The sequence below is a fragment of the Mycobacterium cookii genome, from assembly GCF_010727945.1.
In the GTDB taxonomy this organism is placed as follows: Bacteria; Actinomycetota; Actinomycetes; order Mycobacteriales; family Mycobacteriaceae; genus Mycobacterium; species Mycobacterium cookii.
Genome location: NZ_AP022569.1, coordinates 1,304,206 through 1,321,613, shown reverse-complemented (window position 1 = coordinate 1,321,613; position 17,408 = coordinate 1,304,206). Strand labels below are relative to the sequence as shown.

Below are 17,408 nucleotides of genomic sequence, written 5' to 3'. Positions count from 1 at the left end.
CGACGTCCGCGATCGTCACCCGGTAACGTCTCAACCTGTGGCGATCGGAGGGCTTGGACGGCGGACGGCCGCGCGGGCGGTCGGCTGCCTCGCGGCAGTTGGAATGGCCGTCGTCGGGTGCACCACCGTCACCGACGGCACGCCAGGCGCCGACAACGCGATCGCGCCGGCGTATCGCGCGTCGGTGTCCGCATCGGTGTCGGCGTCGATTGCGACGTCGAGCGTGCGCGAGTCGCAGCGTCAGCAGTCGTTGACCACCAAAGCCGTGGTGCGGGTGTGCGAGTCATTTGTCGTCAGCAGCAAAGAGGCCGTCGACCGGGTGAACGACTTCGTCGCGGCCTACAACCGGGGCGGCGACACCTCCGGCGCCGAGGGGCCGGCCGTCGATGCCCTGAACCACAGCGCCGACACGGTCGAGGGTGACAGCAACGGTCCGCTGTCGCAGGAACTGCGCGAGGCCCTCAACGCTTACGACGACGCGGCACGCGACGTCGCGAAGGCAATCCGCGCGCACGCCGGGACCGACGAGTTCAACCATCGGGTCAATCAGCTCAACGACGCCAAGACCGAAGCCGTTAAACGGTGCCGAGCATCCCTATGAGTCGACAGATGTGCAACGCTACGTGCTATGCGACGATGAAGGGCATTGCACTGCACGTTCACGCATCAGTGGCTTGGAACTGACAAGGAGGTCGCACGGTGGTCGCGGCGGATGACGCCCCGAGTTATGCCCGCAAATTGGGCATCCAAAGAGGGCAGGTTGTCCAAGAGTGGGGTTGGGACGAGGACACCAACGACGAGATCCGCGCCGACGTGGAGGATGCGTGCGGCGGCGAGTTGCTCGACGAAGACACCGATGAGGTCATCGATGTCGTGCTGCTCTGGTGGCGCGACGGCGACGGCGACTTGGTGGACACCTTGATGGATGCGATCGCGCCGTTGGCCGACGACGGCGTCATCTGGGTGCTGACACCCAAGACGGGACGGCCGGGCCACGTTCAGCCCGCCGAGATCGCCGAGTCGGCGCCGACTGCCGGGCTGATGCCGACCTCGTCGGTCAACCTCGACGAGTGGAGCGCGAGCCGTCTGGTTCAGCCGAAATCGCGGGCCGGGCGCCGCTGATGTTGGCGGTCGGCGTAAGCGCACCGGACTTCACGCTGGTCGACCAGAACCGCCAGCCGGTCACGCTCAGCGACTTTCGTGGCGCCAAAGACGTTCTGCTGGTGTTCTTTCCGCTCGCTTTCACCGGCATCTGCCAAGGCGAGCTCGACCAGATACGTGACCACCTGCCCGACTTCGAGAACGACGACAGGGCGGTGCTGGCCATCTCGGTGGGCCCGGCGCCCACCCACAAGGTGTGGGCCACCGACAGCGGTTTCCTGTTCCCGGTGCTCTCGGATTTCTGGCCGCACGGGGTGGTGAGTCAGGCCTACGGCGTCTTCAATGAGGACGCCGGTATCGCCAATCGCGGCACGTTCCTGGTCGACCGTTCGGGCGTCATCCGATTCGCCGAGATGAAGCAGCCCGGCGAGGCCCGCGACCAGCGGCTCTGGACCGACGCGCTGGCGGCGCTGTAGTCGGAGATTTTGGGGCCGAGGCGGTCTGGGCGGTATCTTGGCGCCGCACGGGCGCGTAGCTCAGTGGTAGAGCTCTGGTTTTACACACCAGCGGTCGGCGGTTCGATACCGTCCGCGCCCACCAGTATTTCTGCAGTTCGCAGCCCGGCTAGGGCGCGAGATCGCCGCTGTCGTTCGTTGGCGGATCCTCGACGGGCGGTACCGCCGGCCGTTGCGGGGGGCGCATCTCGGCCAGGGACAATGCGAACGCCATTGAAAGCAGGCCGAAGATCGCTACGGCCGAGGCGAGATCGAACCATCGAAACGGATAAAGGGTCCCGTCGATGGATAACACCAACAGCGTCTCTGCCACGGCGAAGAGCAGGAAGAACGCGCCCAGTCGAAGACGTGACACCCGGGAATGTATCTGGGTCCGTCTCATCTCCACAGCCAGTGTCAGCAGCAGTACCGGAAGGACTTGCGCCAGAGTGGCGGCGGTCGCACCGTCGACCAGCACGATTTCGGCGAGATGAGGATGGGGCACTGTGGTGGTCTACCACGTTGTTGGCGCCAGACCGGTCACCCTGGCTCGGATTTACGCACCAGCGGCCGGCAGTTCGATACCGTCCGCGCCCACCAGTGACTGGTCGGGGCTCGGCTTGTCGCTTTGTGGCCAACCAAATGAATGTAGATGACGCCGAGTCTGATGCTCCGCGATTCCGGCCTCGCCGTCGGCGTGTTCGCCGCGCGTGTAATGGCCTTGCCACTCGACTTGCTCTCCGGCGGCGACCCTCGCCACCTGCTCGATCTGTTTTGCCGCGTCACGTGAGCGCAGAAAGACCTCATGCTTTCGTTGCAGATCTTGATCGGACTCGATGTGCCTGAATTCCGGGGCGAACTCTTCAAGCTCGGCTCGGCGCTGCGGAACGATCATGCAGATCGGCTCGTCGACTTCGAATCGCACCGGCATCAGTTTGCGAGTGAGTTTCCAGCTCATGCTGAAACTCGCACTTGCCCAGTCGGTTTCGACGACGCCTTCCAACGGGCACGCGGCGTCCTTCGGATAATTCGCCGGTCCGCGGACCAACAAGTTGTAGCCGGGCGGGGTGCGAAACAGGAGCGGCAGCCTCCACGTCAGGATGCCGTTACCGAAGTGGCTCAGCGGCAGGAACTGATCGGGGTCGCGATTGTCAGGTGTGATCAGCACGTCCACGTCGTTGTCCGGACCGAACCACGTGGCGGTGAACGCGCACGGATTTCGCAACTCCCAGCCGCTTTGGTTAGCCATCAGCATCGGCAGGCATCGGTTAGGCCAACCCATGCGCGTCTCCGACATCGTTGACATCCACGTCCGGCTAATCGGAGCCGGTTCGATCTGCGGCGCGTCAGCACCGGTGATGAACGCGATCAGTGGACGGGCGCGCGCGCTGGACTCTTCCGTCATCTGGTCCTCGATTAGCTGGGGGCACCGTTTGCCGCAGAGGATGAAAGCTCTCCCGCAGAAACATGGCACGTCGTGCTCGGTAATTGAGCGCACAGCCTACTCACAGTTGGACGAAGGTCCATCTATTACCTCAGCGGAAGTTACTCCCGTGCGGCGACGATGCGGATGCCGGTGACCATGGTGGGCGCGATTGCGACGACCGAGTCAGGGTGATTGACCCACGGGTGAAGGAGTCGTTCGTATCGCGCTACGGACTCAGGATCGAAGACAGTGTGTGCCCGGCCGGTGACGACAACACTCCACCCGGTCTGGGTCAGGGGGTCGAGATCGTCGGCTTCGTAGGCGACGACGAGTCCGTCCCCGGAGCTCACGGCGGACCCGATTGCGGAGGTGAGTCGAGTGCGCACGATGACTGTGCCCGCGTCCACCAAATGATTCACCGGGCGGATCGCCGGAAGTGCTTGTAGGTCAAAGACAATTCGCCCGTAGTCGACACTGCTCAGCAACCGCATCGCCTCATCGCGGTCCATCTGCTCAGCGCGGCCGGGTAGGCGCGCCGTGCCCAAGCCGCCATCGTAGGCAGACTGCTTCACGCAGTTAATAGTTCACAACAGGTGGATATCCGCCTAGGGCCGAATGGCACTGCGCGGATTGTGCTGGCGCTTGTCGCATTCGCATCGCATCCGGATAGGGCCGTTCGGCCCTATTGAGGGTGACATAAGGTCCGGAATGTTGGACGCCATGTCTGTACGTCCACCCGACCTTCGCGCGTCCGAAGATCTCGCTGCGACTGCGGTCCGGCCGGCGGAACGTCGCCGGGCTGACTGGCGACTCCTTTCGCCGATGACCACCCTGGCGGAGATGCCGGCGCTGGTGGTGTTGTCCCGGCTCGTCGCGCCGGTCCTGCTCGCCGACGCTCACGGCGAGATCCTGTTCGTGAATCCTGCGTTCGCCGCCCTGATCGGGCGCGATCCGGCGGATCTGCAGACCGTGTCGTTGAACGAAATCTGTCACACCTCGGAAGCCGGCTTCACGGCCGGCGGTTACAGCGCCTGGCGCGGCATGGTCTCGTTGGCGCACGCGGGCGGATGGCCGATCCACGCCAGCATGACCAGTGATTGGTTCGCAGACGGCAGACACCCCGTCCGGTTGGCTACGTTCGCCGACATGGATGGGCACGTGTGGGACACCCGCTTGCACCGGATCTGCTGACGCGTCAGGGAACCAGCACGACCTTGCCGACGTTCTCCCGCGCAGCCAGGATGCGATGCGCTTCGGGCGCATCGTCGAACGGCACCGCCGCGTGCACGACCGGCGCCGCCGTGCCGTCCGACAATGCCGTCGACAGCGGTCCGATCCAGGGCTCTAGGGTGCCGCGGTCGTCCCACAGCCGCAGCATGTTCAGGCCGATGACGGTCTTCGAGTCCTCCATCTGCTTGATCAGGTTGAACCCACGCAGCATCGCCAGCACCTGCGGCGCCGCGCGCCGCAGCGACCGCTTCTCGCCCTGCTGCATCGCCGAGAAGCCATAGGCGACAAGCCGTCCGCCCGGTCGCAGCAAGTCCATCGACCGCCGAAGCGATGTGCCGCCGAGGGCGTCGAGCACAATGTCGTAGGGGCTCAGGCTCTTCCACCATCCGCCGCGGCGGTAGTCGATGGCTCGGTCGACGCCGAGCGCGGCGAGCTGTTTGTGTTTGCCCGGCGACGCGGTGCCGTGCACGACCGCGCCCGCAGCCTTGGCCAGCTGCACGGCCGCGATGCCGACGCCGCCGGCAGCGGCATGCACCAGCACGCGCTCGCCCGGCTGCAGTGAGCCGTAGCCGTGCAGCGCCGCCCACGCCGTCGCGTAGTTGACCGGGATCGCGGCGCCCTGCTCGAAGCTCATCGAGTCCGGAAGCGCGACAGTGTCGTTCGCGCCGGCGTTGACGATCTCGGCGTAGCCGCCGAAACGGGTTCCGGCCAGCACCCGCTGTCCCACCCGCGCGGGATCGACGCCGTCACCGACGGCCTCGACGGTCCCGGCGACCTCGTAGCCAACCACGCTGGGCACCTTGGGGGCGTCGGGATAGAGCCCGACCCGCGCGAGATGATCAGCGAAGTTGACTCCGGCCGCACGGACTGCAATCCGCACCTGGCCGGCCGCGGGCGGTGGAGGATCGGGCCGATCCTGCACCTTGAGCACCGACGGTGGACCGTGTTTGGTGATGACGACTGCGCGCATTTGTCTACAGCTGGCTTGCGACGAAAGTTGCTGCCTCAGAGGGCATTCCGGAATGCGGATAGGACAGGTGCTCGGGGGAGGACAGCTCGGCCGGCGTCGGAACGGTGAACAAGGCGCCGGGGGTGCAGACCGGGTCGCCGGCCGCGCACAGATCGATGGCCTTCGCGCCGTACCAGGGACTCAGCGTACTCACCGGCGCGCCCAGGTATCTGCTGGTCGGATTGCCGAAGAGGGCCAGCGCGGCGACGTGATCGGCGACGTCTCGAGGTAGCGACACGGGAACGAAGCCCGAGACCGGAGCCTGGGCGATGGTGATCAGGTCGATCACGGCTGCGCCTTGGGAGTAGCCACCCAGCACCAGCTTGGTGTTCGGACAACTCGCCGCCATCGACTCGACGTGGGCGTTCGCATCCACGGCGCCGGCGTTGGCCGACGGGGCGAGATCCTCCGACGCGGCGTAATTGACCGGATAGACCGCGACGGACCGACCCCCGACCTGCGAGCGCAGCGCATCGATGAATTGCTGTCCCACCACGCCGACACCTGGCGCCTCGCCGGTCGCGCGGGCGAACGTCACCTCGACGTGGGGGCAGGGCGCCGCGGACGCGGGAGCAAACGGCGCTACCAGGGTGGTCAGCACCACGGCAACGAGGACACGAGCAATGTGGCGGGCGCTCACGTCGTAATGCTGACACAACGCGGCGGGCAAGTCAGCCGGGCAGAGCGAACAGTTCGAGAGCGATGCCGTCGGGGTCGCGAAAACTCAGGCCCGATCCGTAGGGCGCGTCGACGATTCCGCCGTGCTGAATGCCGAGCTTGTTGAGCCGGGTCATCCACGTCTCCAACTCCCCGCGGGTGGCGCAGCCGAAGCCGACGTGGTCCAGACCGACCCGGAACTCACTGAAGCGCTCGTCGGGCGCCGGCAGCTCGTGCTGGTGAATTCCGAACAGAGTGCCGCCGCCGAGGACCCACACCAGGTGGCGAAAACCCGCGGCGGTGTGCTCGTCGACCGCCGGATCCGCGTCGAACAACCGGCGGTACCAGGGGCCGCTGACCGCCATGTCTCGCACGGTGACCGCGACGTGGTTAAGTCCTGGGAAAGCCATCGAGCCGCTCCATTCTCGAAGTTCTGACCTGCCTGAGCATCCTGAAGTGTGACCTAGATCGCAACCCGGTACCCGGGGTGGCGAGCGCCACATTTACTTCGTTTGACTAATTAGTCAGACTCGATACATGACTTCGCAACTTACGCCCGAGCGAACCACTTCACACGCGCCCAAGATCGAAGAGAGCAACGAGCGCATCTACCTGCAGCCGTGGTTCTGGATGGCCGTGCTGAGCATGATCGCCATCGTCCTGGTCACCATCGCCGGCTAGCCGCTACACGATCCGCCAGCCCCGGCTGGCGCGGAACCGCATGTCCCACAGGTAAAGCCGATAACCCAAAATCCACGCATTGCGAGGAATCAGGCGGTCGGCCAACCGCAAAGCGGCCAGCAACCAGCCGAAACGTCGCTGCTGGGATTCTGACCACCCCAACCGCATCATCGAGCGGAATTCCGGGGGCAGAAAGCCCGTCGTCGCGAACAGGTTGAACGGCCCCGCCAGCGCGTGCAGTGGTCTGGGCAGGAACTTCATTGCCGCGACTCCGTGCAGGTGGTCGCGCACCGCAGGGTCAATCCGCAGGCCGTCCAGCGACCGTTTCCAGTAATCGTCGAAGGCGACCCGGTCCGTCGGCCACATCGCTTCCCGCACTTGGAGCGTGGTACCCAGCCGTTTCGCGTCCTGATATACCGCGTCCGCGGACTCCTCGTCGAGAGGGCCGTACAGGAACTCATGCTGGTCGACGAAATAGCGGTACAAGCAGGCGGCCACCCAGAGCTGCAGCGCAGGGTCGAACGCGTTGTAGGACACCGGACTCGACGACGTCGAGCGCACTTGCCGGTGCGCGGTGTCGACGGCGGCGCGGATGAGCTCACGGTCGGATTCGGTACCGATGGTCGCGACGGCCAGATAGGTGCCGGTGGTACGCGCCCGCTTGAACGGATGCTTGTAGACGTTGCCGCTGTCGACCGGGCTTTCCAGCACTCCGTAGCCGACGCCGGGCAGCGATAACTGCATGATCACATTCGCGGCGGGCAACAGCACGGCAGCGGGATTCAGCAGGTCAGCGACTCGGGTGACACGTCGCGTCATCAGCCGAGTACATCACGTGTGAGACGCTGCCGGAGTGTTTGACGCCACGCGGCTCAGCGGTGTGCTGATCGGCTACCTGGCCGACCTGGTGCTGGCCGACCCGCGGGCAGCTCACCCGGTGGCGGGATTCGGGACTGTGGCAACGACAGCCGAGCGGCTGAGCTATCGCGACAGCCGGGTCGCCGGCGCGCTGCACGTGGCCGTGTTGGTCGGCGCCGTGACTCTGGCCGGTGTCACGCTGGAGCGGGGCGCACGGCGGCGCGGCCCGGCTTGGTCGATCGCCGCGACCGCGGCCGCCACCTGGGTCGTGCTGGGCGGAACCTCGCTGGCGCGCACCGGGTCGGCGATGAGCGATCGGCTGCGTGGTGACGACCTCGAGGGTGCCCGAGACCTGTTGCCGTCGCTGTGCGGGCGGGACCCGGCGCATCTCGACGCAGCAGGATTGACCCGCGCGGCGGCCGAATCGGTCGCCGAGAACACCTCCGACGCGCAGGTGGCGCCGCTGTTGTGGGCATGCGTTGGCGGGGTGCCCGGCGCACTCGGGTACCGCGCGATCAACACGCTGGACGCGATGGTCGGTCACCGTTCGCCGCGCTACGCCCGATTCGGTTGGGCCGCAGCCCGGTTGGACGACGCGGCCAATTACCTTCCCGCGCGGCTGACCGCGGTGCTGACCGCGGTGTGTGCGCCGGTGGTCGGCGGATCACCGGCGGACGCGATCGCGGCCTGGCGGCGGGATGCTCGACGTCATCCCAGCCCGAACGCCGGCGTGGTAGAGGCCGCGTTCGCCGGGGCGCTGGGCGTGCGGTTGGGCGGACCGACCCAGTATCACCACGAATTGCAGATCCGGCCGGTGCTCGGCGACGGAGCAATCCCAACAGTGACGGATCTGCTTCGCGCGGTGCGGCTCTCGCGGGCCGTGCAGGCGGCGGCGGTCTTGCTCTGCGTCAGCGCCGGCGTCCGTACCGGTCGGTGAGCTTGTCCTCGACGGTCGCCGGCTTGTCGACGGGCGGCGCCGACTGGGCCTGCTCGGCCCGGCGGGCCTTTACCTCGGAATACACGAAGTAACCCAGCAGGATCGGGGCGACGACGCCGAAAGTGATCCACTGAATGCCGTAGGACAGAAACGGCCCGGCGTCCAGATGGGGCAGAGCGATCACGCCCAGCCCACCCGGCTGATCGTCGACCAACTGCAGATACGATCCGGTCAACGGCACACCGGTCAGCTGCGCGATGCGCTGCACGTCGATCGAATACACCTGTCGCACACCGTCACTGACGAACGACTCCTTGTCCGTCACCGGGGCCTCGGAATCACGCAGACGGGCCGTGATCCTCACCGGCCCCCGAGGCGGCGGGGGCAGCGGCGGTACCCGCGATCCCGGCAGCGGCCGCACATAGCCGCGATCGACAAGGACGGTCGGGCCGCCGTCGACGGCGAAGGGAATCAGCACCTCCATCGCCTGCTCCCCATCGGCGACGCGCAGCCGGACCACCAGTTGTTTGTCCGGTAGGTAGTGCCCGGTCGCCGTCACCCGTCGCCACTGTGCATCGCGGGCCGACGAATCCTGCTGCGGCAACAGCGTTGTGAGCGGGACCGGCGCGGTGGTCAGCGATTGCTGGATCTGGTCGTTCTCCCGCGACGTCTTGGTGTTCTTGCCCAGTTGCCACGGTGCCAGCACGGTGAAGCACAGGTAGGTGAAGGCGACCACCACCACGGCCAGTGCGATCCAGCCCGGCCGCAGCAGGAAGGCCAGGCGGCGCATCAGCCCGAGCCGTTCTGGGCCAGTCGCTCGTCGACCCACTTGTGCAGTCCCGGCAGCGATGCCTCGATGGCGGCGAAGGCGACCTCGAAGTCATGCTGGCTGCCGTAGTAGGGGTCGTCGACGTCGCGAACGAACGCGCCCGAGCGTGGGTCGAAGGATCGCAGCATCCGGATCCGGTCGGCGTCGACGCCCAACTGCTCGATGAGCGGTACGTGGTTGCGGGCCAGCGCGATCACCAGGTCGGCGTTGAGGTGGTCGACCGCGAGCATCGCCGCGCAGTGGTCGGTGGGGTAGCCGTGCTTGCGCAGCACCCGGTTGGTCCGCTCGTCGGCGCCTTTGCCGATGTGCCAGCCAGCGGTGCCCGCACTGCTCACCCGCACCGCGTCGTCCAGACCGCGCTCGCTGATCTGGTGGGCGAACATCTTCTCGGCCATCGGGGACCGGCAGATGTTGCCGGTGCATACGAACGTGATGTGCAGTCTGTCGGCCGTCGGGCTATCGAATTCAGACACCTAAAGCCTTCCGCAGATCGGCGACCGTCGCGACGTGTGACACCGTCTCGGTGTCGGCGAAATCCGCACGGCCATAGCCCCAGCCGACGACGACCGCGTCGATGCCGTGGGCCGCGGCGCCTTCGACATCGTGGCGGCGATCGCCCACCATGAGCACCCGTTCGGGCACCGGCCGCAGTTGGGACAGCGCATGTGCCAGGACATCGGCCTTGCTGGCGCGGGTGCCGTCGACACTGGCGCCGGCGACAACCTCGAAGTGCGCGTCGAGACCGAAGTGGGCCAGGATGCGTCGGGCGGTCGGCTCCGCTTTGGAGGTGGCCACCGCGAGGCGCACACCGGCCGCCCGCAGGTCGGCCAGCAGCGGCCCGATCCCGTCGAACAGGCTGTTGATGGCCCACCCCCGGGTCGTGTAGTCCGCGCGGTAGGCGGCGATGGCCGCGTCGGTGTGCTCACCCAGCCCCATCGCCGCCAGCGTGTGATGCATCGGCGGCCCGACGATCCGGCCGGCCAGATCGCCGTCCGGGACGGCGGCGCCGATCTCGGCCAGGGCGTGCCGGAAGCTGGACACGATGCCGTCCGCGGAGTCGGTGAGGGTGCCGTCGAGATCGAAGATCACCAGTTGGGGCATGGTCATAGCATCTCTATTGTCCTCGATGCCGCGACTGTGTCCGGTTCGCGGGGCCGTTACTGTCTCAGATGTGGCGAGTCGGCAATCGAACGTGCGTTATCACGGGGATCAGGCCGCCGAACCGGGCATGCTCGACTTCGCCGTCAACGTCCGTCATCCGCGGCCACCGGCCTGGTTGACCGAACTGCTCGCGGCACGCCTGACCGACCTGGCGCGCTACCCGGGCCGCGACGACGAGCGCGCAGCGATCCAGGCGGTCGCTACCCGGCACGGCCGGGCAACCGACGAGGTTTCGTTGCTGGCCGGAACCGCCGAGGGATTCGCATTGCTGCCCAACCTGCGACCGACGCTGGCGGCGCTCATCGCGCCGTCGTTCACCGAACCCGACGTCGCGCTGACAGCCGCCGGGGTGCCGGTGTATCACGAGGTGCTCGCTCCGCCGTTCGGCCTGGCCGGGGTGCGGGTGCCCGATGCCGCGGACCTCGTGGTCGTCGGCAACCCCACGAATCCGACGTCGGTGTTGCACACCCGCGAGCAGATCCTGGCGTTGCGCCGGCCCGGCCGCATTGTCGTGGTCGACGAGGCGTTCGCCGATTCGGTTCCCGGCGAACCGGAATCGCTGGCCGGCGAGTCGCTGCCCGACGTGCTGGTGCTGCGCAGCCTGACCAAGACGTGGTCGCTGGCCGGACTGCGGGTGGGCTACGCGTTGGGCGCCCCGGATGTGTTGGCGCGGCTGACCGCAACGCGTCCGCACTGGCCGCTGGGCACGCTGCAGCTTGCCGCTGTCGCCGCCTGTTGCGCGCCGGGGGCGGTGGCCGACGCCGCGGCGGATGCCCGTCGGCTGGCGGTGTTGCGTACGGCGATGTTGTCCGGTTTGTGGGCGGCGGGAGCCGAGCCGGTCGACGGCTGTGCTCCGTTCGTGCTGTTCGCCGTCGGTGATGCGGAGCTGACCCGAAAGAAATTGCACGTCAATGGAATTGCAGTACGACGATGCGACACGTTCGTCGGGTTGAACGGACACTATCTGCGTGCCGCGGTGCGGCCGGAGTGGCCGGTTCTGGTCGAGGCGATCGGGGCGCTGCGATGACGGTTCGGTTGGCGACGGTCATCGAGGCGCTCGACGAGGCGTACCCGCCCGGGCTTGCGCAGTCGTGGGATTCCGTCGGCTTGGTCTGCGGCGACCCCGACGACGAGCTCAGCTCGGTGACCATTGCGGTCGATGCGACCGCGGCGGTGGTCGCCGAGGTTCCCGACGGCGGTCTGCTGCTCGCGCATCACCCGTTGCTGCTGCGCGGGGTCGACACGGTGGCCGCCAGTACCGCCAAGGGTGCGCTGGTGCATCGCCTGATCCGTTCCGGCCGTTCGTTGTTCACCGCGCACACCAACGCCGACTCGGCGTCGCCGGGTGTGTCGGACGCGTTGGCCCACGCGCTCGGTCTGACCGTGGAGGCGGTGCTGGAACCGTCTTCCGGTCGTGATCTGGACAAGTGGGTGATCTTCGTGCCGCCGGAGAACGCCGACGCGGTGCGGGCGGCGATCTTTGCGGCCGGGGCCGGTCACATCGGCGACTACTCCCAGTGCAGTTGGAGTGTCACCGGCACCGGCCAGTTCCTGCCGGAGGCCGGGGCGGCGCCGGCGATAGGCAGCGTCGGCGCGGTGGAACGCGTGGTCGAAGACCGCATCGAGGTGATCGCGCCCGCGGGTGCGCGGCGACAGGTGCTGTCGGCGATGCGCGACGCGCACCCCTACGAGGAGCCGGCATTCGACATCATCGCGCTGGCGCCACCGCCCGGCGACGTCGGGCTGGGACGGATCGGCACGCTGCCACGGCCAGAGCCGTTGAGCGCGTTCGTGTCCCGGGTCGAGTCCGGGCTGCCGGCCACGTCGTGGGGCGTGCGTGCGGCGGGCAACCCGGAGATGGCGGTATCGCGGGTGGCGGTGTGCGGGGGAGCTGGCGACTCGTTGCTCCGCACCGTCGCCGCAGCCGGCGTCGATGCCTACGTCACGGCGGATCTGCGTCACCATCCCGCTGACGAGCACCTGCGCGCGTCCGAGGTGGCGCTGGTAGACGTAGCGCACTGGGCCAGCGAGTACCCGTGGTGCGAGCAGGCCGCCGATGTGCTCCGCGAGGTTTTCGGCGACGCGCTGCCGGTTCGGGTATGCCCCGTCCGGACCGACCCGTGGAACGTCGACAATGGTCACGGGGGTGACAAGAGATGAAAGCCGAAGTCGCACAGCAGCACTCGTTGCTCGAAGTTGCCGAACTGGACGGCGAGCTGGCCAAGCTCGCGCATCGCGCGGCCAACTTGCCCGAGCGGCAGCAGATCGCGCGGATACAGGCCGACCAAACCGCCGTGAACGACAGGTCGGGTGCCCTGCAGATTGCGTTGGAAGACTTGGACACTCAGGTCTCGAGGTTCGAGTCCGAGATCGACGCGGTGCGCCAGCGTGAGGATCGGGACCGTTCGCTGCTGCAGTCGGTCGCCGATTCCAAACAGCTGTCGGAGTTGCAACACGAGTTGGAGACCCTGGAACGTCGCCAGTCCAGCCTAGAGGATTCGCTGCTGGAGGTGATGGAACACCGCGAGCAGTTGCAGTCCCAGCGGGCCGCCGAGCAGTCCGTCATCGAGACGTTGCACGCCGAATTGGCCTCGGCGCAGCGCGCTCTGGACGCCACCCTGGGCGATATCGAACACCTGCGCCGGCTTCACACGTCGCGGCGTGACGAGCTCACCACGGCGTTGAACCCCGAACTGGTCGCGTTGTACGAGCGGCAGCGGGCCGGCGGCGGCCCCGGGGCGGGTCCGTTGCAAGGCCGTCGCTGCGGGGCATGCCGGATCGAGATCGACCGTGGCGAGATGGCCCGGATCTCTGCGGCCCCCGAAGACGAGGTGTTGCGCTGCCCGGAGTGCAACGCAATCCTGTTGCGCGTCAAGGATGTACGACCGTGAAGGTGATCATCGAGGCCGACGGAGGATCGCGCGGCAATCCGGGACCGGCAGGTTACGGGTCGGTGGTGTGGACCGCGGACCGGTCCACCGTGCTGGCCGAGAGCAAGCAGGCGATCGGGATCGCCACCAACAACGTCGCCGAATATCGCGGCCTGATCGCGGGTTTGGCGGAGGCCGCCGAGCTGGGCGCCACCGAGGTCGCGGTGTTGATGGATTCCAAGTTGGTGGTCGAGCAGATGTCGGGGCGCTGGCAGATCAAACACCCCGATCTCAGGGAGCTCAACGCCGAAGCCCGAGCACGGGCGTCACACTTCGATCGGATCAGTTACCGGTGGATCCCGCGCGCGGAGAACTCGCACGCCGACCGGTTGGCCAACGAGGCAATGGACGCCGCGGCCCAGCAGCCGGCGCCGGCCGGTCAGGTGTCGCCGCCGTCCGTCGTACCCGAGACCACCGGACCACCGGGGTGGACCGGCGCGCGCGGCACCGCCACCCGCCTGCTCTTGCTGCGGCACGGTCAGACCGAACTATCGGCGCAGCGGCGCTATTCGGGACGCGGCAACCCGGCCCTGACCGATGTGGGCCGTGGGCAGGCGGACGCGGCCGCCCGCTATCTCGCAGAGCGCGGCGGCATCGCGGCTGTGATCAGCTCACCGCTGCAGCGCTCCTACGACACCGCGACGGCCGCCGGCAAAGCACTGGGTCTGGACGTCGCCGTCGACGACAACCTGATCGAAACCGACTTCGGCGCATGGGAGGGGCTGACATTCGGCGAGGCCGCCGACCGCGATCCCGACCTGCACCGGCGTTGGTTGCGTGACACCAGCGCCGAACCCCCCGGCGGCGAGAGCTTCGACAGCGTCAACGAGCGGGTCTGCCGGGCGCGGGACCGGATCGTCGCCGAATACGACGGCAGCACCGTGCTGCTGGTGTCACACGTGACCCCGATCAAAATGCTGCTGCGGGAGGCTCTCGACGCCGGGCCGGCCATCCTGTATCGGCTGCACCTCGATCTGGCGTCATTGAGCATCGCCGAGTTCTACCCGGACGGCGCGTCGTCGGTCCGACTGGTTAACCAGACTGCGTACCTGAGTTAGAGATCAGGAGTTACCGGGTAGTGAGGCAATCGTGGAGTGGGTAGCCTCGCACGCTTTCGCGATCGGATCGGCGTTGCTCGCCGCGTTCTTTGCTGCGGTAGGCATCGTGGTGCGGCAGCGCGCGATCCAAGCGGAGGCAGGGCACCTGGAGGGCGCTGGCGCAATCGTGACGTCCTGGGTTCGCCAGCCGTCGTGGTGGGCCGGGACGCTCGGCGCGATCGGTGGGTATGTGTTTCAGGCGCTGGCCCTGGCGCACGGTTCGCTGCTGCTGGTGCAGCCCCTGCTGGTGTCCTCGTTGTTGTTTGTGCTGCCGCTCGGCGCGCGGTTCTCCCATCAGCATGTGCGCGGCCGTGATTGGGGTTGGGCGTTGCTGCTGACGGCGGCGCTCACCGTGTTCGTCCTGGTGGGCCAGCCGCGCGAAGGCCACTACCGTCCGCCGGTGCCGGCCTGGACCGTGGCGCTGATCGGATCAGCGCCGGTGGTGATCGTCTGTGTGCTCGCGGCGCGCCGAACGATCGGTCGAACGCGCGCGATGCTGTTGGCCACCGCCGTCGCCGTGCTGCTCGGGATGATCGCGGTCCTGACGAAGGTCAGCACGCACCGCCTGGCCGTGCACGGGTGGCACGGCTTGTTGACGGTGCCGGCGCCGTATCTGCTGGTGGCGCTCGCGGTCGCGGTCACCGTCTTGCAGCAGTCGGCATTTCACGCCGGCGCCTTGCAGGCGTCGGTGCCGATCATGCTCGTCGGTGAGCCCGTGGTGGCGGTGTTGTTGGGTGTGGTGGTCCTCGGCGAGCATCTGGTGGTGCGTGGTCCGGGCGCCGTGATTCTGGTGTTGGCTGTCGCAGCGATGACGGCGGCGACCATTGCGCTGGGACGCGATTCCGCCTCTGCAGCAACGCAGTCCGTCGGTGAGACGGCAGCGGTGGGGTAGCCGACGTTCAGGCGGCGTCGTGGAAGATCAGGCCGAGCGCGAACCGCTCGCCCGACCGCACGACCGACAGCCCATGCCGCACGGCCGCGGCCGACCAGCCGCGAGCCGAACGCACCGGCCGGTCGCGGGTGGTGAACACATAGCCGTGGCCCTGTGGCAATTGTGTTGCGGTGCCGCGTGACTGGGCCCGCGCCCGCTGTTCGACGAGCATGAACTCCCCGCCGGTGAACTCGGTGTCCGGGTCACTGAGGTTGATCACGACCTGCAGCGGAAACACCAAGTCGCCGTAGAGGTCTCGGTGCAGGGCGTTCCAGTCGTCTGTTGCGTACCGCAGCATCAGCGCCGTCGATCTGGTTTGGCCGGCCGCGTGGCACACGTCGAGCCACTCGTCGAGGCTGTCCGGCCACGGCGCATCTCGGCCCAGCCGCGTCCACCAGTCCCGGGCGATCGGCAACAGTCGCGGGTACAGCGCCTGTTTGAGTTGCTCGATCGGCTCGGGATAGGGCGCGCGGAAATAGCGGTACTGCCCTGAACCGTAGCGGCGCGGCCCCATGTCGACGGTGGAGCGGAACAGGTCGTCGTCGGTGAACAGCGTGCGCAGCCGGCGCGCCTCGGTGGGTGTGAGGAGCCGGGGCAGGAGTGCCCCGCCGAAGTCGTCGACGGCGGCAGCGATGGCGCCCCAGTCGGCGGCGTCGACGCGCTTTGTCCACGGTGTCGGCGGCATGGTCTGTAGACGATAGGGATGTCGTCGATGTGAGATCCATTTTTGTCGGACACCTCGGCTACTATCGAATGTATGTTCGAATCACTGGCGATGATCGACCCCGCTGCCGAGGAATCGGTGCTGGTCGAGCGAATCGCCGAGTTGGAACGGGTCAAATGCGCCGCGGCGGCGGGACAGGCCCGGGCGGCGGCAGCGCTAGATGCGGCGCGGCGCGCTGCCGAGGCGGCTGCCGGTATGCCGGCCGCGCGGCGTGGGCGCGGGATCGCCAGCGAGATCGCGCTTGCCAGGCGGGATTCACCTGCGCGCGGCAACCGGCATCTGGGCTTCGCCAAAGCCTTGGTGCACGAGATGCCGCACACGCTGGCCGCGTTGGAGGCCGGGGCATTGAGCGAGTGGCGGGCCACGCTGATCGTGCGCGAGAGCGCATGTCTTGACGTCGAGGACCGGCGGACGCTGGACGCCGAACTGTGTGCCGACTCGCGCAACCTGGACTGCATGGGCGATGCGCGGTTGGCGGCCGCGGCGAAGACGATCGCGTACCGGCTCGACCCGCACGCCGTGGTCGATCGAGCGGCCAAGGCCGAAACCGAGCGCTGTGTCAACATTCGGCCCGCACCCGACACCATGACGTACCTGACCGCGTTGTTGCCGGTGGCACAGGGAGTTTCGGTGTATGCCGCACTTCGACGGGAGGCCGACACCTGCGCGGACGGGCGCTCACGCGGTCAGGTGATGGCCGACGTGCTGGTGGAGCGGGTCACCGGCCACAGCGACGCCGATCGCGGTGAACCTGGTGCTGTCCGACGAGACTTTGCTGGGCGGCTCGAATGCGCCGGCCGACCTGTGCGGTTACGGTCCCGTTCCAGCGGCGATCGCGCGCGAATTGGTGTCGGGCGCTGTCGACGACGAACGGTCGCGGGCCACGATTCGCCGGCTGTATGCGCGTCCGGCCACCGGTGCGTTGGTCGCGATGGAGTCGAGAGCCAGGCTGTTTCCCCGCGGATTGGCGGCATTCATCCGATTGCGGGATCAGCGCTGCCGAACGCCTTACTGCGACGCGCCGATCCGTCATCTCGACCATGCTCGGCCGTGGGTCGCCGGCGGTGCGACCGATGTGGGCAACGGACTCGGACTCTGCGAACGCTGTAATTACGTCAAGGAAGTCACCGGCTGGTCGGTCAGACCTGAGGTCGATGAAAAATGTTCGCACGCAGCGGAATTCACCACGCCGACGGGAATGACGTATCGGTCGGGCGCGCCGCCGATGCCGGGATGGTCAGTGCGGCTGGAAATCAGCGAGATGGAGATCGCCGTCCAGATGGCGTGCTCAGGCTTACACGCCGCGTAGCTGGTCGCTGGCCTGCGGATTCTGCAACGAGTAC

General features: G+C 67.5%; 22 protein-coding genes, 1 tRNA gene and 1 pseudogene. 13 read left to right on the top strand and 11 right to left on the bottom strand.

Annotation, left to right across the window (positions count from 1 at the left end):
* Positions 1–103: 103 nt before the first annotated feature.
* The 4 genes from G6N27_RS06400 (at position 104) to G6N27_RS06385 (ending at position 1,701) form a co-directional block, all read left to right on the top strand.
* Positions 104–601 carry a hypothetical protein gene (locus G6N27_RS06400; RefSeq protein WP_232065003.1) on the top strand — a complete coding sequence of 166 codons (498 nt, stop codon included), beginning with the start codon at positions 104–106 and terminating at the stop codon, positions 599–601.
* A gap of 98 nt (positions 602–699) precedes the next feature.
* The gene (locus tag G6N27_RS06395) at positions 700–1,122 is read left to right on the top strand and encodes a DUF3052 domain-containing protein (RefSeq protein ID WP_163775579.1); all 423 of its coding nucleotides are present in this window, start codon (positions 700–702) and stop codon (positions 1,120–1,122) included.
* Complete coding sequence (locus tag G6N27_RS06390; protein WP_163781439.1) at positions 1,122–1,577, top strand: peroxiredoxin; 456 nt, start codon at positions 1,122–1,124, stop codon at positions 1,575–1,577. Before G6N27_RS06395 ends, G6N27_RS06390 begins: the two co-directional genes overlap by 1 nt.
* Positions 1,578–1,626: 49 nt before the next feature.
* Positions 1,627–1,701, top strand: a tRNA-Val gene (locus G6N27_RS06385).
* 24 nt (positions 1,702–1,725) lie between these two features.
* Here the strand turns inward: G6N27_RS06385 and G6N27_RS06380 are convergent.
* The 3 genes from G6N27_RS06380 to G6N27_RS06370 all read right to left on the bottom strand — a co-directional run bounded on the left by G6N27_RS06380 (position 1,726) and on the right by G6N27_RS06370 (position 3,530).
* Positions 1,726–2,100 carry a hypothetical protein gene (locus tag G6N27_RS06380; RefSeq protein ID WP_163775578.1) on the bottom strand — a complete coding sequence of 125 codons (375 nt, stop codon included), beginning with the start codon at positions 2,098–2,100 and terminating at the stop codon, positions 1,726–1,728.
* Positions 2,101–2,151: 51 nt separating this feature from the next.
* On the bottom strand, positions 2,152–3,000 hold the full coding sequence (locus G6N27_RS06375; protein WP_232064896.1) for a DUF6065 family protein: 849 nt from the start codon (positions 2,998–3,000) through the stop codon (positions 2,152–2,154).
* Between the two features lie 140 nt (positions 3,001–3,140).
* Positions 3,141–3,530 (bottom strand): pyridoxamine 5'-phosphate oxidase family protein, encoded by a 390-nt coding sequence (locus G6N27_RS06370; protein WP_163781437.1) that lies wholly within the window; start codon positions 3,528–3,530, stop codon positions 3,141–3,143.
* A gap of 211 nt (positions 3,531–3,741) precedes the next feature.
* Here G6N27_RS06370 and G6N27_RS06365 point away from each other — a divergent pair, with 211 nt between their 5' ends.
* Positions 3,742–4,212 (top strand): hypothetical protein, encoded by a 471-nt coding sequence (locus tag G6N27_RS06365; RefSeq protein ID WP_163775577.1) that lies wholly within the window; start codon positions 3,742–3,744, stop codon positions 4,210–4,212.
* Positions 4,213–4,216: 4 nt separating this feature from the next.
* On the opposite strand, the gene G6N27_RS06360 is transcribed toward G6N27_RS06365, so the two are convergent.
* From G6N27_RS06360 to G6N27_RS06350, 3 genes are read right to left on the bottom strand one after another with little or no spacing between them, the layout of a single operon-like run.
* On the bottom strand, positions 4,217–5,221 hold the full coding sequence (locus G6N27_RS06360) for a synaptic vesicle VAT-1 family membrane protein (protein WP_163775576.1): 1,005 nt from the start codon (positions 5,219–5,221) through the stop codon (positions 4,217–4,219).
* 4 nt (positions 5,222–5,225) lie between these two features.
* Positions 5,226–5,900 carry a cutinase family protein gene (locus tag G6N27_RS06355; protein ID WP_163775575.1) on the bottom strand — a complete coding sequence of 225 codons (675 nt, stop codon included), beginning with the start codon at positions 5,898–5,900 and terminating at the stop codon, positions 5,226–5,228.
* 31 nt (positions 5,901–5,931) lie between these two features.
* The gene (locus tag G6N27_RS06350; RefSeq protein ID WP_163775574.1) at positions 5,932–6,327 is read right to left on the bottom strand and encodes a VOC family protein; all 396 of its coding nucleotides are present in this window, start codon (positions 6,325–6,327) and stop codon (positions 5,932–5,934) included.
* Between the two features lie 127 nt (positions 6,328–6,454).
* On the opposite strand from G6N27_RS06350, the gene G6N27_RS06345 reads away from it, so the two are divergent.
* Positions 6,455–6,598, top strand: coding sequence for a hypothetical protein (locus G6N27_RS06345; RefSeq protein ID WP_163775573.1), 144 nt, complete (start codon positions 6,455–6,457; stop codon positions 6,596–6,598).
* 3 nt (positions 6,599–6,601) lie between these two features.
* On the opposite strand, the gene G6N27_RS06340 is transcribed toward G6N27_RS06345, so the two are convergent.
* Positions 6,602–7,417, bottom strand: a complete 816-nt coding sequence (locus G6N27_RS06340; RefSeq protein WP_197746525.1) for an oxygenase MpaB family protein — start codon at positions 7,415–7,417, stop codon at positions 6,602–6,604.
* A 34-nt stretch (positions 7,418–7,451) separates the two neighbouring features.
* Here G6N27_RS06340 and G6N27_RS06335 point away from each other — a divergent pair, with 34 nt between their 5' ends.
* On the top strand, positions 7,452–8,393 hold the full coding sequence (locus tag G6N27_RS06335; protein ID WP_163775572.1) for a cobalamin biosynthesis protein: 942 nt from the start codon (positions 7,452–7,454) through the stop codon (positions 8,391–8,393).
* On the opposite strand, the gene G6N27_RS06330 is transcribed toward G6N27_RS06335, so the two are convergent.
* From G6N27_RS06330 to G6N27_RS06320, 3 genes are read right to left on the bottom strand one after another with little or no spacing between them, the layout of a single operon-like run.
* The gene (locus tag G6N27_RS06330; protein WP_163775571.1) at positions 8,365–9,183 is read right to left on the bottom strand and encodes an SURF1 family cytochrome oxidase biogenesis protein; all 819 of its coding nucleotides are present in this window, start codon (positions 9,181–9,183) and stop codon (positions 8,365–8,367) included. The two genes, G6N27_RS06335 and G6N27_RS06330, sit on opposite strands and share 29 nt — an antisense overlap.
* Positions 9,183–9,695, bottom strand: coding sequence for a low molecular weight protein-tyrosine-phosphatase (locus G6N27_RS06325; RefSeq protein ID WP_264072456.1), 513 nt, complete (start codon positions 9,693–9,695; stop codon positions 9,183–9,185). The genes G6N27_RS06330 and G6N27_RS06325 overlap by 1 nt, the downstream gene beginning before the upstream one ends.
* Positions 9,688–10,329: an HAD hydrolase-like protein gene (locus G6N27_RS06320; protein ID WP_163775570.1), complete on the bottom strand. Its 642-nt coding sequence runs from the start codon at positions 10,327–10,329 to the stop codon at positions 9,688–9,690. The genes G6N27_RS06325 and G6N27_RS06320 overlap by 8 nt, the downstream gene beginning before the upstream one ends.
* A 19-nt stretch (positions 10,330–10,348) precedes the next feature.
* Between G6N27_RS06320 and cobC the strand changes: the two genes are divergently transcribed.
* From cobC to G6N27_RS06295, 5 genes are read left to right on the top strand one after another with little or no spacing between them, the layout of a single operon-like run.
* Complete coding sequence (gene cobC / locus G6N27_RS06315; protein WP_163775569.1) at positions 10,349–11,410, top strand: Rv2231c family pyridoxal phosphate-dependent protein CobC; 1,062 nt, start codon at positions 10,349–10,351, stop codon at positions 11,408–11,410.
* A complete protein-coding gene (locus G6N27_RS06310; protein WP_163775568.1) occupies positions 11,407–12,543 on the top strand; it encodes a Nif3-like dinuclear metal center hexameric protein in 1,137 nt (378 codons plus the stop codon). The genes cobC and G6N27_RS06310 overlap by 4 nt, the downstream gene beginning before the upstream one ends.
* A complete protein-coding gene (locus G6N27_RS06305; protein ID WP_163775567.1) occupies positions 12,540–13,274 on the top strand; it encodes a zinc ribbon domain-containing protein in 735 nt (244 codons plus the stop codon). The genes G6N27_RS06310 and G6N27_RS06305 overlap by 4 nt, the downstream gene beginning before the upstream one ends.
* Positions 13,271–14,371 carry a bifunctional RNase H/acid phosphatase gene (locus tag G6N27_RS06300; protein WP_163775566.1) on the top strand — a complete coding sequence of 367 codons (1,101 nt, stop codon included), beginning with the start codon at positions 13,271–13,273 and terminating at the stop codon, positions 14,369–14,371. The genes G6N27_RS06305 and G6N27_RS06300 overlap by 4 nt, the downstream gene beginning before the upstream one ends.
* A gap of 31 nt (positions 14,372–14,402) precedes the next feature.
* Complete coding sequence (locus G6N27_RS06295; RefSeq protein WP_163775565.1) at positions 14,403–15,302, top strand: DMT family transporter; 900 nt, start codon at positions 14,403–14,405, stop codon at positions 15,300–15,302.
* 7 nt (positions 15,303–15,309) lie between these two features.
* Here G6N27_RS06295 and G6N27_RS06290 read toward each other — a convergent pair whose 3' ends face one another.
* Complete coding sequence (locus tag G6N27_RS06290) at positions 15,310–16,026, bottom strand: 2OG-Fe(II) oxygenase (protein ID WP_163775564.1); 717 nt, start codon at positions 16,024–16,026, stop codon at positions 15,310–15,312.
* Positions 16,027–16,098: 72 nt separating this feature from the next.
* On the opposite strand from G6N27_RS06290, the pseudogene G6N27_RS06285 reads away from it, so the two are divergent.
* Positions 16,099–17,374 (top strand): annotated as a pseudogene (locus G6N27_RS06285) (DUF222 domain-containing protein).
* Positions 17,375–17,408: the final 34 nt, after the last annotated feature.

Bases quoted from the DNA above. Each gene is read 5' to 3' on its own strand.
- cobC (WP_163775569.1), top strand. From the start codon at position 10,349: ATGCCGCGACTGTGTCCGGTTCGCGGGGCCGTTACTGTCTCAGATGTG.
- G6N27_RS06310 (WP_163775568.1), top strand. From the start codon at position 11,407: ATGACGGTTCGGTTGGCGACGGTCATCGAGGCGCTCGACGAGGCGTAC.
- G6N27_RS06370 (WP_163781437.1), bottom strand. From the start codon at position 3,530: ATGGACCGCGATGAGGCGATGCGGTTGCTGAGCAGTGTCGACTACGGG.
- G6N27_RS06345 (WP_163775573.1), top strand. From the start codon at position 6,455: ATGACTTCGCAACTTACGCCCGAGCGAACCACTTCACACGCGCCCAAG.
- G6N27_RS06350 (WP_163775574.1), bottom strand. From the start codon at position 6,327: ATGGCTTTCCCAGGACTTAACCACGTCGCGGTCACCGTGCGAGACATG.
- G6N27_RS06290 (WP_163775564.1), bottom strand. From the start codon at position 16,026: ATGCCGCCGACACCGTGGACAAAGCGCGTCGACGCCGCCGACTGGGGC.
- G6N27_RS06400 (WP_232065003.1), top strand. From the start codon at position 104: ATGGCCGTCGTCGGGTGCACCACCGTCACCGACGGCACGCCAGGCGCC.
- G6N27_RS06360 (WP_163775576.1), bottom strand. From the start codon at position 5,221: ATGCGCGCAGTCGTCATCACCAAACACGGTCCACCGTCGGTGCTCAAG.
- G6N27_RS06375 (WP_232064896.1), bottom strand. From the start codon at position 3,000: ATGACGGAAGAGTCCAGCGCGCGCGCCCGTCCACTGATCGCGTTCATC.
- G6N27_RS06320 (WP_163775570.1), bottom strand. From the start codon at position 10,329: ATGACCATGCCCCAACTGGTGATCTTCGATCTCGACGGCACCCTCACC.
- G6N27_RS06365 (WP_163775577.1), top strand. From the start codon at position 3,742: ATGTCTGTACGTCCACCCGACCTTCGCGCGTCCGAAGATCTCGCTGCG.
- G6N27_RS06340 (WP_197746525.1), bottom strand. From the start codon at position 7,417: ATGACGCGACGTGTCACCCGAGTCGCTGACCTGCTGAATCCCGCTGCC.
- G6N27_RS06390 (WP_163781439.1), top strand. From the start codon at position 1,122: ATGTTGGCGGTCGGCGTAAGCGCACCGGACTTCACGCTGGTCGACCAG.
- G6N27_RS06330 (WP_163775571.1), bottom strand. From the start codon at position 9,183: ATGCGCCGCCTGGCCTTCCTGCTGCGGCCGGGCTGGATCGCACTGGCC.
- G6N27_RS06305 (WP_163775567.1), top strand. From the start codon at position 12,540: ATGAAAGCCGAAGTCGCACAGCAGCACTCGTTGCTCGAAGTTGCCGAA.